The organism is Pseudomonas yamanorum (genome assembly GCF_013386765.1).
Classification (GTDB): domain Bacteria; phylum Pseudomonadota; class Gammaproteobacteria; order Pseudomonadales; family Pseudomonadaceae; genus Aquipseudomonas; species Aquipseudomonas yamanorum_A.
This window is the reverse complement of the sequence record NZ_JACARE010000027.1, coordinates 61,847-82,875: the sequence shown is the minus strand read 5'-3', so window position 1 is coordinate 82,875 and position 21,029 is coordinate 61,847. Positions and strand designations below refer to the sequence as shown.

The 21,029-nt window shown below is 53.7% G+C and carries 17 protein-coding genes; all 17 read left to right on the top strand.

Annotated features, from left to right (window positions below):
- Positions 1 to 25: 25 nt before the first annotated feature.
- The 17 genes from serC (at position 26) to HX875_RS21650 (ending at position 21,024) form a co-directional block, all read left to right on the top strand.
- Complete coding sequence (gene serC / locus HX875_RS21730) at positions 26 to 1,111, top strand: 3-phosphoserine/phosphohydroxythreonine transaminase (RefSeq protein ID WP_177045562.1); 1,086 nt, start codon at positions 26 to 28, stop codon at positions 1,109 to 1,111.
- Complete coding sequence (pheA, locus tag HX875_RS21725; protein ID WP_003218812.1) at positions 1,111 to 2,205, top strand: prephenate dehydratase; 1,095 nt, start codon at positions 1,111 to 1,113, stop codon at positions 2,203 to 2,205. The genes serC and pheA overlap by 1 nt, the downstream gene beginning before the upstream one ends.
- 9 nt (positions 2,206 to 2,214) lie before the next feature.
- Positions 2,215 to 3,327, top strand: a complete 1,113-nt coding sequence (gene hisC, locus HX875_RS21720; RefSeq protein WP_177045560.1) for a histidinol-phosphate transaminase — start codon at positions 2,215 to 2,217, stop codon at positions 3,325 to 3,327.
- 28 nt (positions 3,328 to 3,355) lie between these two features.
- Positions 3,356 to 5,566 carry a bifunctional prephenate dehydrogenase/3-phosphoshikimate 1-carboxyvinyltransferase gene (locus HX875_RS21715; RefSeq protein WP_256348154.1) on the top strand — a complete coding sequence of 737 codons (2,211 nt, stop codon included), beginning with the start codon at positions 3,356 to 3,358 and terminating at the stop codon, positions 5,564 to 5,566.
- Positions 5,563 to 6,252, top strand: a complete 690-nt coding sequence (gene cmk, locus HX875_RS21710) for a (d)CMP kinase (RefSeq protein WP_016971485.1) — start codon at positions 5,563 to 5,565, stop codon at positions 6,250 to 6,252. Before HX875_RS21715 ends, cmk begins: the two co-directional genes overlap by 4 nt.
- A 119-nt stretch (positions 6,253 to 6,371) precedes the next feature.
- Complete coding sequence (gene rpsA / locus HX875_RS21705; RefSeq protein ID WP_003218806.1) at positions 6,372 to 8,066, top strand: 30S ribosomal protein S1; 1,695 nt, start codon at positions 6,372 to 6,374, stop codon at positions 8,064 to 8,066.
- Between the two features lie 337 nt (positions 8,067 to 8,403).
- Complete coding sequence (gene ihfB, locus HX875_RS21700; protein WP_003218804.1) at positions 8,404 to 8,700, top strand: integration host factor subunit beta; 297 nt, start codon at positions 8,404 to 8,406, stop codon at positions 8,698 to 8,700.
- A gap of 25 nt (positions 8,701 to 8,725) precedes the next feature.
- Entirely contained in the window at positions 8,726 to 8,971 is a 246-nt protein-coding gene (locus HX875_RS21695) for a LapA family protein (protein ID WP_177045556.1), read from the top strand.
- Positions 8,972 to 9,360: 389 nt separating this feature from the next.
- Positions 9,361 to 10,743, top strand: coding sequence for a Wzz/FepE/Etk N-terminal domain-containing protein (locus HX875_RS21690; RefSeq protein ID WP_177045554.1), 1,383 nt, complete (start codon positions 9,361 to 9,363; stop codon positions 10,741 to 10,743).
- 783 nt (positions 10,744 to 11,526) lie between these two features.
- Positions 11,527 to 12,657, top strand: coding sequence for a non-hydrolyzing UDP-N-acetylglucosamine 2-epimerase (wecB, locus tag HX875_RS21685; protein ID WP_177045553.1), 1,131 nt, complete (start codon positions 11,527 to 11,529; stop codon positions 12,655 to 12,657).
- A gap of 9 nt (positions 12,658 to 12,666) precedes the next feature.
- On the top strand, positions 12,667 to 13,932 hold the full coding sequence (wecC, locus tag HX875_RS21680) for a UDP-N-acetyl-D-mannosamine dehydrogenase (protein ID WP_177045551.1): 1,266 nt from the start codon (positions 12,667 to 12,669) through the stop codon (positions 13,930 to 13,932).
- Positions 13,929 to 15,377: a mannose-1-phosphate guanylyltransferase/mannose-6-phosphate isomerase gene (locus HX875_RS21675; RefSeq protein WP_177045549.1), complete on the top strand. Its 1,449-nt coding sequence runs from the start codon at positions 13,929 to 13,931 to the stop codon at positions 15,375 to 15,377. The genes wecC and HX875_RS21675 overlap by 4 nt, the downstream gene beginning before the upstream one ends.
- A gap of 26 nt (positions 15,378 to 15,403) precedes the next feature.
- On the top strand, positions 15,404 to 16,441 hold the full coding sequence (gene gmd / locus HX875_RS21670) for a GDP-mannose 4,6-dehydratase (protein WP_177045547.1): 1,038 nt from the start codon (positions 15,404 to 15,406) through the stop codon (positions 16,439 to 16,441).
- Positions 16,425 to 17,339 carry a GDP-mannose 4,6-dehydratase gene (locus HX875_RS21665; RefSeq protein WP_177045545.1) on the top strand — a complete coding sequence of 305 codons (915 nt, stop codon included), beginning with the start codon at positions 16,425 to 16,427 and terminating at the stop codon, positions 17,337 to 17,339. Before gmd ends, HX875_RS21665 begins: the two co-directional genes overlap by 17 nt.
- A gap of 81 nt (positions 17,340 to 17,420) precedes the next feature.
- Positions 17,421 to 18,401, top strand: a complete 981-nt coding sequence (locus HX875_RS32860; protein ID WP_256348150.1) for a glycosyltransferase — start codon at positions 17,421 to 17,423, stop codon at positions 18,399 to 18,401.
- A gap of 47 nt (positions 18,402 to 18,448) precedes the next feature.
- Entirely contained in the window at positions 18,449 to 19,696 is a 1,248-nt protein-coding gene (locus tag HX875_RS21655) for a lipopolysaccharide biosynthesis protein (RefSeq protein ID WP_177045544.1), read from the top strand.
- Complete coding sequence (locus HX875_RS21650) at positions 19,693 to 21,024, top strand: O-antigen polymerase (RefSeq protein ID WP_177045542.1); 1,332 nt, start codon at positions 19,693 to 19,695, stop codon at positions 21,022 to 21,024. Before HX875_RS21655 ends, HX875_RS21650 begins: the two co-directional genes overlap by 4 nt.
- Positions 21,025 to 21,029 lie beyond the last annotated feature (5 nt).

Genomic DNA, 21,029 nt, shown 5'->3' with positions numbered 1-21,029 from the left:
TCCCACCAGATCAGAGAGATTGGATGTGAGCAAGAGAGCCTATAACTTCTGTGCCGGTCCCGCGGCGCTTCCTGAAGCAGTCCTGCAGCGCGCGCAGGGTGAACTCCTCGACTGGCATGGAAAAGGCCTCTCCGTGATGGAAATGAGCCATCGCAGCGATGAGTTCGTGTCCATTGCCACCAAGGCCGAGCAGGATATGCGCGACTTGCTGGACATCCCGTCCGACTACAAAGTGTTGTTCCTGCAGGGTGGGGCGAGCCAGCAGTTCGCTCAGATTCCGCTGAACCTGCTGCCGGAAAGCGGCACTGCCGACTATATCGACACCGGTATCTGGGGGCAGAAAGCGATTGAAGAGGCCTCCCGTTACGGTCACGTCAATGTCGCGGGCACGGCCAAGCCTTACGATTACTTCGCCATTCCCGGTCAGAACGAGTGGAAACTCTCGAAGGACGCGGCCTACGTTCACTACGTGGCGAACGAAACCATCGGCGGCCTGGAGTTTGACTGGGTTCCCGAGGTGGGTGATGTTCCGCTGGTGTGCGACATGTCTTCGGACATTCTTTCGCGCCCGATCGATGTGTCCAAGTACGGCATGATCTACGCCGGCGCGCAGAAGAACATCGGCCCGAGCGGCATCCTGGTCAATATCATTCGCGAAGACCTGTTGGGTCGTGCCCGTTCGCTGTGCCCGACCATGCTCAACTACAAGGTCGCGGCCGATAACGGCTCGATGTACAACACCCCGCCGGCCTTCGCCTGGTACCTGTCGGGCCTGGTATTCGAGTGGCTGAAAGAGCAGGGCGGTGTGGCTGCCATGGGCAAGCTCAACGAAGAGAAGAAACGTACCCTGTACGACTTCATCGACGCCAGCGGCCTGTACAGCAACCCGATCAACCTGACTGATCGTTCGTGGATGAACGTACCGTTCCGCCTGGCGGACGACCGTCTGGACAAACCATTCCTGGCCGGCGCCGACGAGCGCGGCCTGTTGAACCTCAAGGGCCACCGTTCGGTAGGTGGCATGCGCGCCTCCATCTATAACGCTGTCGATATCCACGCCGTCAAGGCGCTGGTGGCTTACATGGCAGAGTTCGAAAAGGAACACGGCTAATGTCTGAGCAAGAACTCAAGGCCCTGCGCGTACGCATTGACAGCCTGGACGAGAAAGTCCTGGAGCTGATCAGTGAGCGCGCGCGGTGCGCCCAGGAAGTTGCACGGGTGAAAATGGCGTCCCTGGCTGAAGGCGAAGTGCCGGTGTTCTACCGTCCGGAGCGCGAAGCCCAGGTGCTCAAGCGGGTGATGGAGCGCAACAAGGGCCCGTTGGGCAACGAAGAGATGGCGCGGTTGTTCCGTGAAATCATGTCTTCGTGCCTGGCGCTGGAGCAGCCGCTGAAAGTGGCTTACCTCGGCCCGGAAGGCACCTTCACCCAAGCCGCCGCCATGAAGCACTTCGGCCACGCCGTGATCAGCAAGCCAATGGCCGCGATCGACGAAGTGTTCCGTGAAGTGGCCGCCGGGGCGGTGAACTTTGGCGTGGTGCCGGTGGAAAACTCCACCGAGGGTGCCGTCAACCACACCCTCGACAGCTTCCTTGAGCACGACATGGTGATCTGTGGCGAAGTCGAGCTGCGTATCCACCATCACCTGCTGGTGGGCGAAAACACCAAGACCGACAGCATCAGCCGCATCTACTCCCACGCCCAGTCCCTGGCCCAGTGCCGCAAGTGGCTGGACGCGCATTACCCGAACGTGGAGCGCGTGGCGGTATCCAGCAACGCCGAAGCGGCGAAGCGGGTCAAGGGCGAGTGGAATTCGGCGGCGATTGCCGGCGACATGGCTGCTGGCCTGTATGGCCTGACGCGCCTGGCCGAGAAAATCGAGGACCGCCCGGATAACTCCACGCGCTTCCTGATGATCGGCAGCCAGGAAGTGCCGCCGACCGGCGACGACAAGACCTCGATCATCGTCTCCATGAGCAACAAGCCCGGCGCGCTGCATGAGCTGCTGGTGCCGTTCCACGACAACGGGATTGACCTGACGCGAATCGAGACTCGTCCTTCGCGCAGCGGTAAATGGACTTATGTGTTCTTTATCGACTTCGTCGGCCATCACCGCGACCCACTGGTCAAGGGTGTGCTCGAGAAAATCAGTCAGGAAGCCGTGGCACTCAAGGTGCTGGGCTCTTACCCGAAAGCGGTTTTGTGAGGCTTTAACATGAGTGGCAACTTCCTCGCCCTGGCACAGCCGGGCGTGCAACAACTGTCGCCTTACGTTCCGGGCAAGCCTGTGGACGAGCTGGCGCGTGAGTTGAATCTGGACCCGTCGAAGATCGTAAAGCTGGCCAGTAACGAAAACCCGATGGGTCCAAGTCCCAAGGTATTGGCCGCGATCCGTGATGCGCTGGCCGAGCTGACCCGCTATCCCGATGGTAATGGCTTTGCGCTCAAGTCCCTGTTGGCGGAAAAATGCCGGGTTGAGCTGAACCAGGTGACCCTGGGCAACGGCTCCAACGACATCCTGGAGCTGGTCGGGCGTGCCTATCTGGCGCCGGGCCTGAACGCGGTGTTCAGTGAGCATGCGTTTGCGGTCTATCCGATCGTCACTCAGGCCGTTGGCGCCGAGGCGCGCGTGATTCCTGCGAAAGACTGGGGTCATGACCTGCCGGCCATGCTGGCGGCCATCGATGACCAGACCCGAGTCGTGTTTATCGCCAACCCGAATAACCCGACCGGCACCTGGTTCAGCGCCGAGGTGCTGGACAACTTCCTGCAAGACGTGCCGGAGCACGTGCTGGTGGTGCTGGACGAGGCTTACATCGAGTACGCCGAAGGCAGTGACCTGCCGGACGGTCTGGACTTCCTCGCGGCTTATCCGAACCTGCTGGTCTCGCGCACCTTCTCCAAGGCCTATGGCCTGGCGTCGCTGCGGGTCGGCTATGGCCTGTCCACCGCCGTGGTGGCCGATGTGCTGAACCGTGTTCGCCAGCCCTTCAACGTCAACAGCCTGGCGCTGGCGGCGGCTTGTGCTGCGGTGCAGGATGCCGAGTACCTGGAAGAAGGCCGTCGCCTCAACGAAAGCGGCATGCTGCAGTTGCAGGAGGGTTTCCGTGAGCTGGGCCTGGGCTGGATTCCGTCCAAGGGCAACTTCATCTGTGTCGATCTCGGCCAGGTAGCGGCGCCGGTGTTCCAGGGCCTGCTGCGCGAAGGCGTGATCGTGCGTCCGGTGGCCAACTACGGCATGCCGAACCACCTGCGTATCACCATCGGTTTGCCTGCTGAAAACAGTCGCTTCCTTGAGGCGCTGGCCAAGGTTCTGGCTCGTGGTTGATGTCACTGCATTGCAACCTGCTGTGCCTATGATCGGTCGCCTGGTGGTGGTCGGTCTGGGATTGATCGGCGGCTCCTTCGCCAAGGGCCTGCGGGAAAGTGGCCTGTGCGGCGAAGTGGTCGGTGTGGACCTGGACCCGCAATCGCGCAAGTTGGCGGTTGAATTGGGCGTGGTGGATCGCTGTGAGGCGGACCTTGCGGTTGCCTGCCGGGGCGCGGATGTCATTCAGTTGGCGGTGCCGATCCTGGCCATGGAGAAGTTGCTGGCGCTGTTGGCTGGCATGGACCTTGGACAAGCCATCCTGACCGACGTCGGCAGTGCCAAGGGCAATGTCGTTCGTGCCGCCCGGCTGGCCTTTGGTGGCATGCCTGCGCGCTTCGTGCCGGGGCACCCGATTGCCGGGTCCGAGCAGAGCGGCGTGGAAGCCTCCAATGCGCAGCTGTTCCGCCGCCATAAAGTGATTCTGACGCCACTGGATGAAACCGATCCTGCGGCATTGGCCGTGGTGGATCGGCTCTGGCGCGAGCTGGGGGCGGATGTCGAGCATATGCAGGTCGAGCGCCACGATGAAGTGTTGGCGGCGACCAGTCATCTGCCGCATTTGCTGGCGTTTGGCCTGGTGGATTCGCTGGCCAAGCGCAACGAGAACCTCGAGATTTTCCGTTACGCCGCCGGTGGCTTCCGCGACTTTACCCGGATCGCCGGCAGCGACCCGGTGATGTGGCATGACATCTTCCTCGCCAACCGCGATGCAGTGTTGCGCACTCTGGATACATTCCGCAGCGACCTTGACGCCTTGCGCGACGCGGTCGATGCCGGCGACGGGCATCAGTTGTTGGGCGTGTTCACTCGTGCGCGGGTGGCGCGGGAGCATTTCAGCAAGATTCTGGCGCGTCGGGCTTATATGGATGCTGCTGTAAACGCGGATGATCTGGTCTTCCTCGCCAGCCCCGGTGGCCACTTGAGCGGGCAGATTCGGGTGCCTGGGGATAAATCGATCTCCCATCGTTCGATCATGCTGGGCTCCCTGGCGGACGGTGTCACCGAGGTGGAAGGCTTCCTGGAAGGCGAAGACGCCCTGGCGACCTTGCAGGCGTTTCGTGACATGGGCGTGGTGATTGAAGGCCCGCACCATGGGCGCGTCACCATTCATGGGGTTGGCCTGCATGGCTTGAAGCCGGCACCAGGCCCGATCTATCTCGGTAATTCGGGCACTTCCATGCGGTTGTTGTCCGGTTTGCTCGCGGCCCAGAGCTTCGACAGTGTGTTGACGGGCGATGCGTCGCTGTCCAAGCGCCCAATGAATCGCGTGGCCAAGCCATTGCGCGAAATGGGCGCGGTGATCGAGACCGGGCCGGAAGGCCGGCCGCCGCTGACGATTCGTGGTGGCCAGGCACTGAAAGGGCTGACCTACGCATTGCCGATGGCCAGTGCCCAGGTTAAATCCTGCCTGTTGCTGGCCGGGTTGTATGCCGAGGGTAAAACCTCGATTACCGAGCCGGCGCCGACCCGCGACCATACCGAGCGGATGTTGCGCGGTTTTGGTTATCCGGTGGAGGTGGTGGGTGCTACGGCTTCGGTCGAATCCGGTCACTCGCTTGTTGCGACTCATATTGAAGTGCCGGGTGATATTTCCTCCTCGGCGTTTTTCCTGGTGGCGGCATCGATTGCCGAAGGCTCCGAGTTGTTGCTTGAGCATGTGGGCATCAATCCGACACGTACCGGGGTGATCGATATCCTGCGGCTGATGGGGGCGGATATCACCCTGGAAAACCAGCGCGAGGTCGGTGGTGAGCCGGTTGCTGACCTGCGTGTTCGTGCGGCGGCGTTGAAGGGTATCGAGATTCCCGAAGCCCTGGTTCCGTTGGCTATCGATGAGTTTCCGGTACTGTTCGTGGCTGCGGCATGTGCCGAAGGCCGGACGGTACTGCGCGGGGCAGAGGAGCTGCGGGTCAAGGAGTCTGACCGGATCCAGGTCATGGCCGACGGTCTGCTGGCCCTGGGTGTGAAGTGTGAACCAACACCTGATGGGATTATCATTGAGGGTGGCGTGATAGGTGGTGGTGAGGTCCATGCCCATGGTGATCACCGGATTGCCATGGCCTTCAGCGTGGCATCCCTGCGAGCGGCTGCGCCGATTCGTATCCATGACTGTGCCAACGTGGCTACGTCTTTTCCGAATTTTCTTACACTGTGTGCCCAAGTCGGCCTCCGTGTAGCCCAAGAGGCTCAATTGTGAATATCAAAGCACCGGTGATTACCATCGACGGGCCAAGTGGCTCGGGCAAAGGCACGATCGCCGGCATCCTGGCCAAGCGCCTGGGCTGGTGCCTGTTGGATTCCGGGGCGCTGTACCGCTTGCTGGCCTTTGCGGCCCGCAACCATGGCGTCGACCTGACCAACGAAGAATCGCTGAAGTTGTTGGCTGCGCATCTTGATGTGCAGTTCGTCGGGGCGACGGAAGGTCATCCCCAGCGCATCATCCTGGAAGGGGATGATGTGACCGATGATCTACGTAACGAGCAGGTCGGTTCCTGGGCTTCGCAGGTCGCCGCACTGCCGGCGGTGCGCGACGCTTTGCTGCAGCGCCAGCGGGCTTTCCAGGAACCGCCGGGCCTTGTGGCTGACGGCCGCGACATGGGCACGGTGGTGTTTCCCGACGCGCCACTGAAGATTTTCCTGACTGCCAGCGCCGAGGAGCGGGCCCGTCGCCGTTACTTGCAGTTGAAGGGCAAAGTCGATGGTGTTAGTCTGTCGAGTCTGCTAGATGAGATCCGTGCACGCGATGAGCGTGATACCCAGCGTGCGGTAGCCCCGCTCAAGCCGGCGGCTGACGCCATACAGCTGGATTCCACGGAGTTGTCCATCGAGCAGGTGCTGGAACGCATCTTGAGTGAAATCGCCATTCGCGATATCGCCGGGTGACCAAGAAGGCTGCAGGGGACCAGTCATAGTCCTGCGGTGCTTCTTCTAATTGAAACTAACCCACACCGTCTGGGGTGTGGAGATGGGCGTATTCTTCGCCCTTATCAACAGGAATTAAAATGAGCGAAAGCTTTGCGGAACTCTTTGAAGAAAGCCTAAAAACCCTGAACCTTCAGGCAGGCTCCATCATCACCGGTGTTATTGTTGATATCGATTACCAAGCTCGCTGGGTAACCGTTCACGCTGGTCTGAAGTCTGAAGCTCTGATCCCGCTGGAACAGTTCTACAACGATGCTGGCGACCTGACTATCAATGTCGGTGACGAAGTTCACGTTGCTCTGGACTCGGTTGAAGACGGTTTCGGTGAAACCAAGCTGTCCCGTGAAAAAGCCAAGCGCGCTGAATGCTGGATTGTTCTCGAAGCAGCCTTCGCAGCTGAAGAAGTGGTCAAGGGCGTTATCAACGGTAAGGTTAAAGGCGGCTTCACTGTCGACGTTAACGGCATCCGTGCGTTCCTGCCAGGTTCTTTGGTCGACGTTCGTCCTGTGCGCGACACCACGCACCTGGAAGGCAAAGAACTCGAATTCAAGGTCATCAAGCTCGACCAGAAGCGCAACAACGTTGTCGTTTCCCGTCGCAGCGTCCTGGAAGCAGAGAACTCCGCCGAGCGTGAAGCTCTGCTGGAATCCCTGCAGGAAGGCCAACAAGTCAAAGGTATCGTCAAGAACCTCACCGATTACGGCGCATTCGTCGATCTGGGTGGCGTCGATGGCCTGCTGCACATTACCGACATGGCTTGGAAGCGTATCAAGCATCCATCGGAAATCGTCAACGTTGGCGACGAGATCGATGTCAAGGTTCTGAAGTACGATCGTGAGCGCAACCGTGTCTCCCTGGGCTTGAAACAGCTGGGCGAAGATCCATGGGTCGCTATCAAGGCTCGTTACCCAGAAAGCACTCGCGTCACCGCGCGTGTTACCAACCTGACCGACTACGGCTGCTTCGCAGAGCTGGAAGAAGGCGTGGAAGGCCTGGTACACGTTTCCGAAATGGACTGGACCAACAAGAACATCCACCCTTCGAAAGTCGTACAAGTCGGCGACGAAGTGGAAGTTATGGTTCTGGACATCGACGAAGAGCGTCGTCGTATCTCCCTCGGCATCAAGCAGTGCAAATCTAACCCATGGGAAGATTTCTCTGGCCAGTTCAACAAGGGCGATAAAATCTCCGGCACCATCAAGTCGATCACCGATTTCGGTATCTTCATTGGTCTGGACGGCGGCATCGACGGCCTGGTTCACCTGTCCGACATCTCCTGGAACGAAGTTGGCGAAGAAGCTGTTCGTCGTTTCAAGAAGGGCGACGAGCTGGACACCGTTATCCTGTCGGTTGACCCAGAGCGCGAGCGCATCTCCCTGGGTATCAAGCAACTGGAAAGCGATCCGTTCTCCGAGTACGTTCAAGAGAACGACAAAGGCGCAATCGTTAAAGGCATCGTGAAAGAAGTTGACGCCAAAGGCGCCATCATCACTCTGGCCGACGATATCGAAGCGACTCTGAAAGCCTCCGAAATCAGCCGTGACCGCGTTGAAGACGCGCGCAACGTTCTGAAAGAAGGCGAAGAAGTAGAAGCCAAGATCATCAGCGTTGACCGCAAGAGCCGCGTAATCCAGCTCTCCATCAAGTCGAAAGACGATGCTGAAGAGAAAGAAGCCATCCAGAGCCTGCGCGACAAGCCAGCTACCTCTGAGCCTTCTGCTGGTCCTACCACTCTGGGCGACCTGCTGCGTGCACAAATGGAAAAACAGAACTAAGTTCTGTCAGACCATAGAAAAAGGGCGACTTCGGTCGCCCTTTTTTGTGCCTGGGATTTGGTGTTGCGTGAACTTCGTCTGGGTGTTCTGCAGCTGGCGCGCTGTGGTCTTGCTGGTAGCGCATTCGCGCTCATAGGCTCCCTCAGCCAGTTACCACGCTTGAGTGGCTTCTGTGCCTCTACGCGAGGCGAGGGGTGGTGGGCTCTAAAGCTGTGGCTCCGAGAGTTACGCCCCAACTCTTTGAATATAAGTCAATACTTGGGCTGTTCAAATTCCTCCGGTCATGCTAAAACCTTCGAAGCGCTTTTCCTAGCTGCTTGAAAAAGAAGGGAAAAATATGACGAAGTCGGAGTTGATCGAACGAATTGTCACCCATCAAGGGCTGCTCTCATCCAAGGATGTGGAGCTGGCCATCAAGACCATGCTTGAGCAGATGTCCCAGTGCCTGGCTACCGGGGATCGGATTGAGATTCGTGGGTTTGGTAGCTTTTCGCTGCATTACCGGGCGCCGCGTGTGGGGCGTAATCCGAAGACTGGCCAATCCGTTAGCCTCGATGGCAAGTTCGTGCCTCACTTCAAGCCAGGCAAGGAATTGCGGGACCGGGTGAACGAAGACGAAGAAGAAGGCGTCTGAGTGTTTTTTGGGGTAGGAGAAGGTTATGCGTGGGATTAAGCGCGTTGTTCTCGTGCTGGCGATGCTGATTGTCGTGCTGGCAGTGTTAGGGTTCGTGCTGGAAAACCAGCAGGGTGTGTCTCTTTCATTCCTGGGGTTGGTGACCGGGCAGATGCCCGTATCGGTGTTTGTGGTGGTGGCCTTGATAATTGGAATGCTGCTGGGGCCGCTGTTAAGTGTCATCGTTGGATGGAATCGACGTGAAAAGTCTATGACTGCAGGGCGCGGGTAGAGCTTCCATGGGTATTGCAGTGAACTCCTGAACCGTTCGTCGGACGATTCTCGTGCAGTACACATCAGTGCTTGGAGTGATCTGGCAGGTGGTAAATCCGGCGATACCACTGATTATTGTCTCGTTGCTACAAAATTTTCTTTCTTGTCCTTCTCGGACGACCTTTATCAGGGTTGCCCCTAGGTGTTAAGGAAGCGCCCTACGGATAAGTCAAGACTTGTAATATGTCAGCGAGATGGCAGAATGGAATCTGTTCTCGATAACAGGCATTTTTTGCGCTCAAAACTCGGCAGCGACGCTGGGTTTTTCGGTCATATAACTAGAATAAAAATACACAATTTTGTCTGCATAACGAGCCCGCAGTTTCTCTTTGAAGGCAGGTTTTTGTTGTGAGTAGTAGCTTCCGTGCTCCCCCGGTTCGATCATCCGAAGAAATTGATTTTGTGCGGCTTTTCGCGTCTGTCTGGCAACAAAAAAAACTTCTGCTTTTTGTCACCCTCGGCGCGGGATTGATTGCTGCATCCTACGCATTTTTAGCTGATCCTTTATATAAAGTCAGCAGTGTTTTGCGTCCTGCCGCTATTAATGATTTAGATGCGCTAAATCGTTCAGAGATTTATCAGCTACCTCCTTCCGAAGCGCTCCTCAAAGTAGGCGCGGCACTTGACTCCTATGATACCCGTCTGGGCTATTTCAGGAAAAATCAGAAGCTTTTCGAGAAGTTTGTTCGTCCTGGGCAGACGCTGGAGCAGAGTTTTCAAGAATTCAATCATGACTCTATCCGTTTGATTCTTCCTGATGCAGATAAGAAAAATTCGCTGAGTGCCTACATCAAGCTCGAGATGATGTATCCGAAAGGCGTCGACGGCGTCTCTATTCTTAATGGCTTTGTCGACTACGCTATCGCAAGTGAGCGCGAGCGCATCACGGCTGATTTGAATGTGATCGCTAAAAACCGTTTGAGGGAGCTTAACGGCAAGCTCGATTCGGCTCGCTCAAACTACGATATTGAAAAAGAAGCCAAAATAGCATCATTGCGAGAATCCGACTCCTTGAGGCGGGCGCAATTGCAAGATGAGTTGAAGGCGCTGCGGTCTCAGCTGAAGACCTTGCGTAGTGACCGTATCGCTCAACTGAATGAGGCAATAGGGATTGCCCGTTCCTTGGGTATTCAAAAGCCAGCTACGCCTTCCTCACTTGGCGAATCGGCTGTAACAGGTGCTGGCAGTGTGATGCGTACTGAGGTGAACAATCAGCAGATTCCGCTCTATTTTATGGGGGTGGATGCGCTCAAGGCTGAGCTTGCTGCATTGCAGTCGCGGAAGTCGGACGACTTTACCGAGTCGCGCATCGCTCAAATCGCCAAGGAGCTTCAGTTGCTGGCCTCCAACCGAGAGGTTGAAGTGCTGGATGCTCGAAAAAATGAAGATATCTTTCTTGCGGGTGTTCAGCCGCTGCGAACAGAGATTTTCCGCTTGAGCAGTCTGAATATTGATATGGCGAAGCTGAAGTTGGTGAGCATTGACCAGCAAGCCCTTGAGCCACTGGTTCCGTCGAGTCCTAATCGCCCATTGATCATTTTGCTTGGCCTGCTCTTCGGCGCTGTTGCCGCGATAGGTATTGCGCTGGTCAGGCAGGCGTTACGTGCTGCTCGGGTTAATACAGAGCACGATAGGCACGACCTGGCAGCTTCGCTTCTTCAGTCCTCGGGCTCCGGGGCCGCTCAGCTGGATCGGCAACAGGAGCTTGGCAATAAGTTACTCCAAAAATAATTCCACGCACGTGAAGCCTTTCGCCTCACGTGCTTCCCCCGGGCCGTATGTCTTGTTTTCGTGCGGAATCTATATTACACGCCAGCGCAAATCTGAACGGTCATCTGAAAGGCTCTCCTGGGCGGCTTTCGACTATCGGAAGTTACCTGAATTTCGCGACGGGTCTTCATGACGTTTCGATGTTTGATCTGTATTTACTTGTGCGTGCGGTCAAGCGTGCTGCGCAAGTTTATATTGTTAGCTTAATAGTTGAAGGTTGCGCCGGCCAACGAGGTTTGATGTCACTGATTTGCGTGTGACTTCTTGATTAGTGGCTTATGGCTAGTATCTGGTGAGAGTTGGATAAAGGTGCGGCCTGCTCAGGTTGGCTGCGCGAAGTGCGCCGGCGAGCACCAATGAGCTAGGTGGTACGGTCGAGCGTGGGCTCAATCGTCACGGGGAATATACAGATGGGGCGGGATCCTTATGGGACAACGACCCAATTTCAATGAATGGTTGCGACGCGCCGCTGCCGTGAAACGACGCATTGCAAATGTTGCGGTAAAACGTTGTCCGGTCCTGAACTGGGCAGGGGTGGTGGGGTCTCATACGCAGTATAGGGGACCAGCGAGGCGTTATGTCGGCACGCTTGGTGATGATATGCTGCAGAGCAGAAGTGGTTGCAGTTGGAGCGGCAAAAGGTCGCTTGCGCGTAATCGGTAGGTCAGGCAGGAGCAAGGCAGCGTTGCTGGTTTCCAGACTGATTCTCTGACTAAATAATGATATGGAATCGTTGGTAATCTAATGACTTTAAAGATCTTGAGTGTTTTCGGTACGCGACCGGAAGCTATAAAAATGGCTCCATTAGTTTTAGCGTTGAATGCAGATGAGCGTTTTGAGGCCAAAATCTGCGTCACGGGCCAACACCGTGAAATGCTGGATCAAGTGTTAGAGTTATTTAAACTTGAGCCTGACTTTGATCTGAATATCATGAAGTCGGGTCAAGACCTTACCGATGTGACAACTGGTATTCTTCAGGGAATGAAGGAAATCTTCCGGACCTATCGGCCGGATATTGTTTTGGTGCATGGTGATACCGCCACGACCTTTGCAACTACATTGGCGGCGTATTATCAGCAAATTCCTGTCGCTCATATCGAAGCAGGACTTCGTACCGGGAATTTATACTCTCCCTGGCCGGAAGAGGCCAATCGAAAGTTGACGGGAGCGCTCGCGTGTCTTCACTTCGCTCCTACCGAAAGATCGGAGCAGAATTTACTGCGTGAAGGGGTTGCACCTGACGCAATTCATGTGACGGGAAATACTGTAATTGACGCTCTGCTTGAGGTCGTCCAGAAGCTCGAGTCCAATGAACAGTTAAAGCAGAAATTTTCTCAGCAGTTCGCTTTTTTACCCACTCAGCGCCGCGTCATCCTCGTGACAGGGCATCGACGTGAAAGCTTCGGCGATGGATTCGAAAGAATTTGCAGTTCGTTGGCTACGATTGCCCATGAGTTTGATGATGTCGAGATTGTCTACCCTGTTCATTTAAATCCAAATGTCCGTGAACCGGTCAATCGTTTGTTGGCTGGCATAAAAAATATTCACCTCATAGAGCCCTTGGATTATCTGCCTTTCGTATATTTGATGAATCGGTCGTATTTGATTCTGACTGATTCCGGTGGCGTGCAGGAAGAGGCTCCTTCTTTGGGCAAGCCTGTCCTGGTAATGCGGGACACTACTGAGCGGCCTGAGGCGATTGAGGCCGGTACCGTCAGATTGGTCGGTACAGAGAAGGACAAGATAGTTCACCATTTGCGTGAGCTTTTACTTGATCAAAAGGCTTACGAGGAAATGAGCTTTGCTCATAATCCTTATGGTGATGGTAACGCCTGCGTGCGCATTGTTAATGCTCTAGCCACTTTCAAAAATTAAGGTTTGGTCATGGAATTTTCCACTATTTCTGTCATTGGTCTGGGCTACATTGGTTTGCCCACCGCAGCCGTTTTTGCCGCGCGAAAGTTAAAGGTCATTGGTGTCGACGTTAATCAAAAGGCCGTCGACACGATCAACGGTGGACAGATTCATATCGTTGAGCCTGATTTGGACATAGTCGTGCATGCGGCCGTGACCGAGGGGTATCTGCGCGCGAGCACTCGACCAGAGCCGGCGGATGCTTTCCTGATTGCCGTGCCCACTCCGTTCAAGAATGGTCATGCTCCAGATCTTTCTTACATTGAGTCCGCAAGCAAATCCATTGCGCCAGTACTGAAAAAGGGTGACCTGGTCATTCTTGAGTCCACCTCACCGGTGGGGGCGACCGAAAAGATGGCGTCGTGGCTGGCTGAAGCACGTCCTGACCTGACGTTTCCGCAGACCCATGGCGAGGCGTCGGACGTTCGCGTTGCGCACTGCCCTGAGCGTGTACTTCCAGGTCATGTTTTGCGTGAGTTGGTACAGAATGATCGAGTCATTGGCGGGATGACCCCCAAGTGCTCGGACGCGGCGACACGTCTCTACAAGTTGTTTGTAGAGGGCGAGTGTATTATCACCAATGCCCGAACCGCAGAAATGTGCAAGTTGACAGAGAACAGCTTTCGCGATGTCAACATCGCCTTCGCGAACGAATTGTCGATGATATGCGATAAGTTTGATGTCGACGTCTGGGAGCTTATCAAGCTTGCCAACCGGCACCCTCGCGTTAATATTCTCCAGCCAGGGCCTGGCGTGGGTGGACACTGCATCGCCGTTGACCCTTGGTTCATCGTCAGCCAGGCTGATGGTCAGGCGAAACTGATCAAAACGGCACGTGAGGTCAATGACTCGAAACCATCGTGGGTTATTGAAAAGGTTGATGCTGCTGTGGCCGATCATCTGTCGAGTCACCCCGAGAAGTCGGAAAAAGACATTGTTATTGCGTGCTTCGGCCTGGCATTCAAGCCCGATATTGACGACCTGCGTGAAAGTCCATCTCTGGAAATTACGAAAAATATCTCAAACCGTCACGCCGGGAAAGTTATTGTCGTAGAACCTAATATTGATTCTCTGCCTGCGACGTTGCCGAATGTTGAGTTATGCACAATAGAAGAAGCGTTTGAGCGAGCGGATGTCTTATTGTTGTTAGTGGATCACAAGCCATTCAAAAGTGTTCCTTCTTCACTTCTCCAGGGGCGTCAGATTGTTGATACTCGGGGAATCTGGCTTGTATGAAAATTCTTCCTGTTATTATGTCTGGGGGCTCTGGAACGAGGCTCTGGCCGCTTAGCAGAACTCTTTACCCCAAGCAGTTTCTGGCAATTTCGGGGCGAGAGACGTTGTTTCAGCAGGCTATTGCCCGACTGTTGAAGATCGGCGGTCAAGGCTCGGATTTGCTGGCCCCATGCATCGTTGCCAATGATGAGCATCGTTTCCTGTGTCTCGACCAGATACGGGAGATGAGCGTTTCTAAAGCTGTAGTCATTCTTGAGCCGGTAGGACGCAATACTGCTCCTGCGCTTACGTTGGCGGCGCTCTATGCGCGCGATGAAGTGGGTCAGGAAGTTGACCCTGTCCTGGTTGTTGTCCCGGCCGATCAGATGATTCTCGATATTCAAGCCTTTACTGATACGGTCAGTAAAGCTATCGACGTTGCAAAAGACGGCAGCATTGTGATCTTGGGGATCACGCCTGACCGTCCTGAAACGGGTTATGGTTATATCCACTCGGCAGATCCCTCTAACGTCAAGAGGGTGGACGCGTTTGTTGAAAAACCTGAGCGGTCAACTGCAGAAAAATACCTGGAAGATGGAAGCTATTTCTGGAATAGCGGCATTTTTGTGCTGCGTGCGTCAGTCTGGTTGAAAGCACTGAGCGCGTTCAGAAGGGACATCTTCGATGCCACTGAAGCCGCGTGGAAGGGCCGAGTTCAGGATAATGGGTTTATTCGACCACAACTCGAAGCGTTCTCCCTGATACCGCCAGAGTCAATTGACTACGCCGTGATTGAGCATTGTGCGAAAACGCCTTCAGCCGGTCTGACGCTAAAAATGCTGACGATGGACGCCGGTTGGTCTGATCTGGGTGCATGGGATGCTGTTTGGCGTTCGAGTGAAAAGGACGAAAAACAAAACGCTACTCATGGCGATGTAATCATAGACTCCAGCTCCAATACATTGGTTTACGCCTCTCACCGTTTGGTAACGGCCGTGGGGCTTGAAAATATTGTTATTGTCGAAACGCCTGATGCGGTATTGGTTGCGGATAAAGACCGTAGCCAGGGTGTCAAGGCCATTGTCGAAGCATTGAATGTCAAGGCCAGGCCAGAGTCAAAGCTTCATCGTCGTGTTCATCGCCCCTGGGGCTGGTACGACAGCATAGATTCCGGCTCGCGCTTTCAGGTGAAGCGAATACTGGTGAAGCCGAAAGCAACATTGAGTTTGCAGAAGCATTACCACCGCGCGGAACACTGGATTGTTGTGTCTGGCACCGCTGAGGTCACCTGTGAAGATCGCGTTTTTCAGCTGAACGAGAACCAGAGTACTTATATCCCTATTGGCCATGTTCATCGCCTTTCCAATCCCGGCACCATTCCTCTTGAGATCATTGAGGTGCAGTCAGGAACGTACTTGGGTGAGGATGATATTGTTCGATTTGACGATACCTATGGACGTGTTTAAGGCTTAAATTTTTAGGAGTTGTACAGATGCAGAAGCATGCGCTGGTTACTGGTGTTACAGGTCAGGATGGGGCTTACCTTGTCGAACTGCTGCTGTCCAAGGGGTATAAGGTTTATGGCGCCTATCGCCGGACAAGTTCTGTAAGTTTTTGGCGATTAGAGGAACTTGGCGTTTTTGGGCATGATGATCTTCACCTCGTCGAATTTGATTTGACTGACCTCTCCGGGACCATTCGTTTAATTCAGAATTGCGCCCCGGACGAGGTGTATAACCTGGCGGCTCAAAGCTTCGTAGGTGTTTCCTTCGATCAGCCTATTACAACCGCGCAGATTACGGGTGTCGGTGCGCTTAATTTGCTGGAAGCGATCCGAATAGTAAATCCGAAGATTCGCTTCTATCAAGCTTCGACATCTGAAATGTTTGGATTGGTACAGGCTGTTCCTCAATCTGAAAGCACACCCTTCTACCCGCGTAGTCCTTACGGCGTTGCGAAGTTGTTTGCGCATTGGACAACCATTAATTATCGCGAGTCATATGGCATTTTTGCCACCAGCGGCATTCTGTTCAACCATGAGTCTCCGCTGCGAGGAAAAGAGTTTGTTACTCGGAAAATTACCGATGCTGTAGCCAGTATCGAAATGGGCGAGCAGCAAGTCTTGGAACTTGGAAACATGGATGCCAAACGAGACTGGGGTTTTGCTAAAGAGTATGTAGATGGCATGCACCGGATGTTGCAAATCGACACGCCGGAAACATTTGTGCTGGCCACAAATCGCACGGAAACTGTTCGTGATTTTGTTGCCATGAGCTTCAAAGCTGTAGGCGTTGATATTGATTGGTCCGGAAGTGGCGAGAATGAATTCGGCGTTGATCGTCGGACCGGCGTCACCCGGGTAAAAGTCAATCCACGCTTCTATCGACCTGCGGAAGTAGAGTTGTTGATTGGCGATGCGTCCTTTGCAAAAGAGCGGTTAGGCTGGGAACCAGAAACGACGCTGGAGCAACTGTGCCAGTTGATGGTTGAAGCTGACTTGAGAAGGGTTCGCAATGGCACTTCAAAGTAACGATCGGACAGTACTGATTACAGGGCTCTCAGGTTTCACCGGGAAGCACTTGGCGGAAAGCCTCACCCAAGCTGGCTGGCGGGTCGCCGGCCTGGGAGGGGAGCGGCTGGCGTGTGAGTTTGACCATCTGGACGCGGACCTGAATGACACGGAGCGGCTCAGCGGTTGGATCAAGCAGGTTCAACCCACTCATATTATTCATTTGGCCGCGCTGGCGCATGTCACTGGCAGCGATGCCTTGTCATACTACCGGGTCAATGTGTTGGGTACGGAAAGCCTTCTTAATGCGATTAAGGAGGCAGCGGTGGCTGTTGAGAAAATCATCATTGCAAGCAGTGCAAATATTTACGGAAACGCCATTTCATCGCCCATTTCAGAGAGCAGTGAACCGCAGCCCGTTAACCATTACGCATTGAGCAAGCTGACGATGGAGGCCCTGGTCCGCAAGTGGTTTTCTCGTATGCCTATATTGGTGGTGCGGCCATTCAACTACACCGGACCAGGCCAGTCGGAGTCATTCGTTTTCTCCAAGATCGTGGGCGCGTTTGCTCGTGGGGAAAAGGAACTCAGGCTAGGCAACCTGGATGTTTCCCGGGACTTGTCTGATGTCGGTTTTGTGGTGGAGGCCTATTCGAGGCTGTTGACGTCTGATCAACGCGGTGAGTTTATAAATATTTGCTCAGGTCGCAGCATTTCTTTACTGAGCGTGATTGATGAAATGGCACAGATTGCAGGTTATCGGCCAACGATAATAGTTGATCCTGCCTTTGTCAGGGAAGATGAAGTTAAAGAGCTTTACGGTAGTCCGGCCAAGCTCTTTGATGCGGTGGGTGAAATTGATGTGCCTAGTTTGCACGATACATTGCTTTCAATGTATCAGCAGAAGGTGGTTGTTTAATACTGGTGGCTGGTAACGGGTTGGTGCACTGTGCGTATATGTTTTTTTGCTAATATGTCCGCTCACGCTAATTGGCGCGAGATGTTTGATAAAGTCGAATTTTATCGGGTCGATATTCGTATTCTCAAGGAGCTTGGACACGAAGTCGTTTTGTCGGGGACGCCGGGCACATTAGATTGGAAGGCGGATCTCTATTTTTGTTGGTGGTGGGGGCATTCACCGCTTCCGTTGCTCGCCGGAAAACTACGTCGTCGTCCAGTAATTGTAACTGGGGCCTTTGACTATTCCACCTGCCGGAAGGAAATTCCGGGTCTGTGTTACCTGGACCGCCCGTTATGGCAGAAGGCAGTACTGCGCACCTCGCTGTTGTTGGCTGATCGAAACCTGTTTATCTCAAGATCTGAGTGTGAGGAAGTCACAACCAACCTGCCGGTCAGAAACCCAGTGTACGCAACGCTGGCGATCGATACAGACTACTATTCTCCTAGCGAGCTTCCGGCGGTTGGATCGGATTACTTTTTTACGGTGACCTGGACAAGTCGTACAAATGCCATTCGTAAAGGGCTCATTCCGACGATTGAGGCGTTTGCAAAGGTTTCGGCTAACGCACGTCATCTTCGACTGGTTGTTGCTGGTAAGCATGGTGACTACCTGCAGGAACTAAAAGACCTGGCGCAGCGCCTGGGTGTAGGAGACAAGGTGGAGTTTGTCGGGATGATCTCCGATGAAGAGAAGCTGCACCATTACCGCAATTGCCTGGCCTATGTTCAACCAACGCTTTATGAAGGTTTCGGGCATGCGATCGGCGAGGCCCTGGCGTGTGGCGCGCGAGTGATAACTTCGCCTCGGGGCGCGGTGCCTGAGGTCGCGGGTGACTTCGCTTACTGGGTTCAACCAGATAGCCAGGAAGAAATTGCTGCGGCCATGGAGGCGGTTGTTGCCACGCCGACTTGCGCTGAAGATGCCAAAGCCAGGCATCAGTGGATTTCTTCCAATTATTCCATCGCAGCTCGTCGTGTGGCGCTTAAAAATGTCCTGGATTCCTTGTCGCTGGTGAAATAAAGGAGAGCTTCGTTGATAGTGTTTATAAAGATTCATGGTGGTAGCGTGTGTTGAATCGTCTGATCAGCATGTTTGAAAGTTCGAAGCTGTTACAGCTGATCGTTATTACTGCCTGTATTCAAGGTGGGGTAATAATAAGTCAGTTTTTGATCACGTCTTGGGTTGATCCGTCGGTCGTGGGTGTGGTGCGCTCGCTGGAAACAATTATTGCTCTTGTCGTACTGGCAGGAAGTTTGGGCATGCAAAGCATCGCGATTCGCGATACGGCGGCGAGTCATGGTACTTCTCGTCAAAGTGAAGTGCTTCGGCAAGTGTTTTTGTTGGTCGGGATCGCTTCAGGTGTCGTGATTGCTGGCATATACGTCGCGCATGAGTTTGTGTTGACCTCGGCGATTAGTTCTTATGTTTTTACAACCTGTGGCTTGGTGTTGTTGACTAATTTACTTCGTGTAACGACTGGCTTTGCTCAGGGGGCGAAGGCGATACGCGAGATCTACTTCGTTCTGATGCTGGTTACCGGGGCGGGCGTTATTCTGCATGTTGTGTTGACGAAGTTGTATGGTATCCAAGGCTGGATGGCTGCTCGTTATCTTGGTGAGTTCTTTTGTCTCGCTGCCGTTTGGTGGAAGCTGCGAGCGCATATCTTTCTGGCGCTTGATTTTCGCCAGGTGAACCGGCGCGAATTAATTACAACGGCCAAGTCCGGTGTCATTGTCAATGCCAGCCTGTTTGTTCGTCTGTTGGTGGATAGTCTGCCTGTCCTGATGTTGACTGCTTATCATGTGAAAACCGACGAGATCGGTTTTTTTGGTATTGCTATATTGAGCCTTATTCTTGGCTTGCTGCCATTGGCAATCATTGCACAAAGGGCCCTTCCTGAGTTGGTCGAGGTCATCCATGATAAAAGCGAGCTGCGCCAAAGGTATCATGCATTCTCCAAAAGCATGTTAAAGATCTCATCCGCAGTTGCTTTGCTGTTGATCTTTTTCTCTTGTATATGGTTGGTGTGTGTGGGCGGTGTTTATAAGCAGACGGCCATGTATACCATTGTGTTGGCGTTGACTTTGCCCTTGAAGGCTATGGCTCTCGCTTGCGGTACAATACTGGTCGCATTGCGTGTTTTTAGTTTAAGCCTTAAAACCAATATTTTAGAGGGCTTGCTTGTTCTTTTAATTCTATACGTCGGTATCCCTGTTTTGGATGCTTGGGCTGGCGTTTTGGGGTATGTGGTTGGTGCTGTTTTGTCCGCCGTGCTGCTTCTGATTGCGGTGAGAGTCCGCCTCGCTGATTTATGACCCAAGAGGTTGATACCTTGGAAGAAAAATATTTAGGGCCTGAGCACTTGCGGGTCCCGCTTGAAAAAAAAGCGTTTGATTGTTTTGGCGTTGGTTTTTTCTTTCTGGTGATCTGGCTTGCAGGCGTTATTGTCCCGTTATATCCCTTTATCATGGGATTTGATGGGTTTAGTCAGTTTTGGGAGTTTGACTTTTTCGATAAGCAGAGTTCTATTGATTATGCCATTTTGCTGTATGTTGGGGCTTTAATTTTTGTTTTGATGGGGTGTTGGTTAGGACGGAAAACGCATTTTAATTTTCCCGTCGGGATACGCTACATAGTAAGTCCACGGATTTTTTCGCAACGGGCCTTAGGTTTTTCGTTAGTGGCGCTGCTGGCGTTTACAACTATTCTTGTAATCCTAGGCGGGGTCTCGGGGTTGCTTCAAGGTGCCAGTGACAGGATAAGGGCGTTTGCAGGTTTGAACGGCTTGTTCCTCTTGGAGAACTTGTTGCTATCTGTCTCGCTGGCCTGGTATATACGGCTGACCCGTGCCGGGAAGAAGTCACTTTCCGAGCGGTTTTGTTTCTGGTTATATTTTTTGGGCGGTTTGTTTATTTGCGCTCTCCAAGGGCAGAAATCGACAATTTTTATTATCGTATTGTCGTTGATTATAGTTCGGCATTACCGCGTCAAGCGTGTCAGTCTTGTAAAAGGGGCTGTGCTTGGGGCTGTAATGTTTGTTTCTCTAATGGCCTATCACCTGGTCAAGCAAGAGTTTCTCGCAACAGGGAGGTTCTTTTTTATTAATGAGGATCAGGGCGTTTTCCTGTCGTTCATTCATTTTTTGGCGACTCAGTTTACGGGCAATCTAATGCAGTTGCAGACTATGACTGTGCTTATAGATGCTATGCCCGAGAGGCTTGAGTGGCAAAATGGTACGACGCTGCTGATGGTTGTATTGATTTTAATACCCTCGGGTCTGTTTCCGGGTAAGCCACTCACCGCCGCCGGGGTATTTACAGGTGCCTTTTGGCCAGATAAGTGGCTTATGGAAGGTACGACATTGCCGCCAGGTATTTTTGGTGAGCTTTATATGAACTTTGGCACTCTGGGTGTACTGTTTGGCGGCTTCTTTCTAGGGGTTATAGGAGGGCGGCTTTATGGCGCAGTTGTCTGTAATCCTAAAAGCGACCGCGCGTTAGGTCTTTATGCATTGGCAGTCGCCTCTCTGCTTCATCTTTTTCGAGGAGAATTGGCGTCGGTCGCTCTTCTCATAGCGTCTATATGGCTTCCTTTTTTATTCTTGAGCTCAAAGCGCGAAGAGCCAGTTAATAACCCAATCTAGAGAAA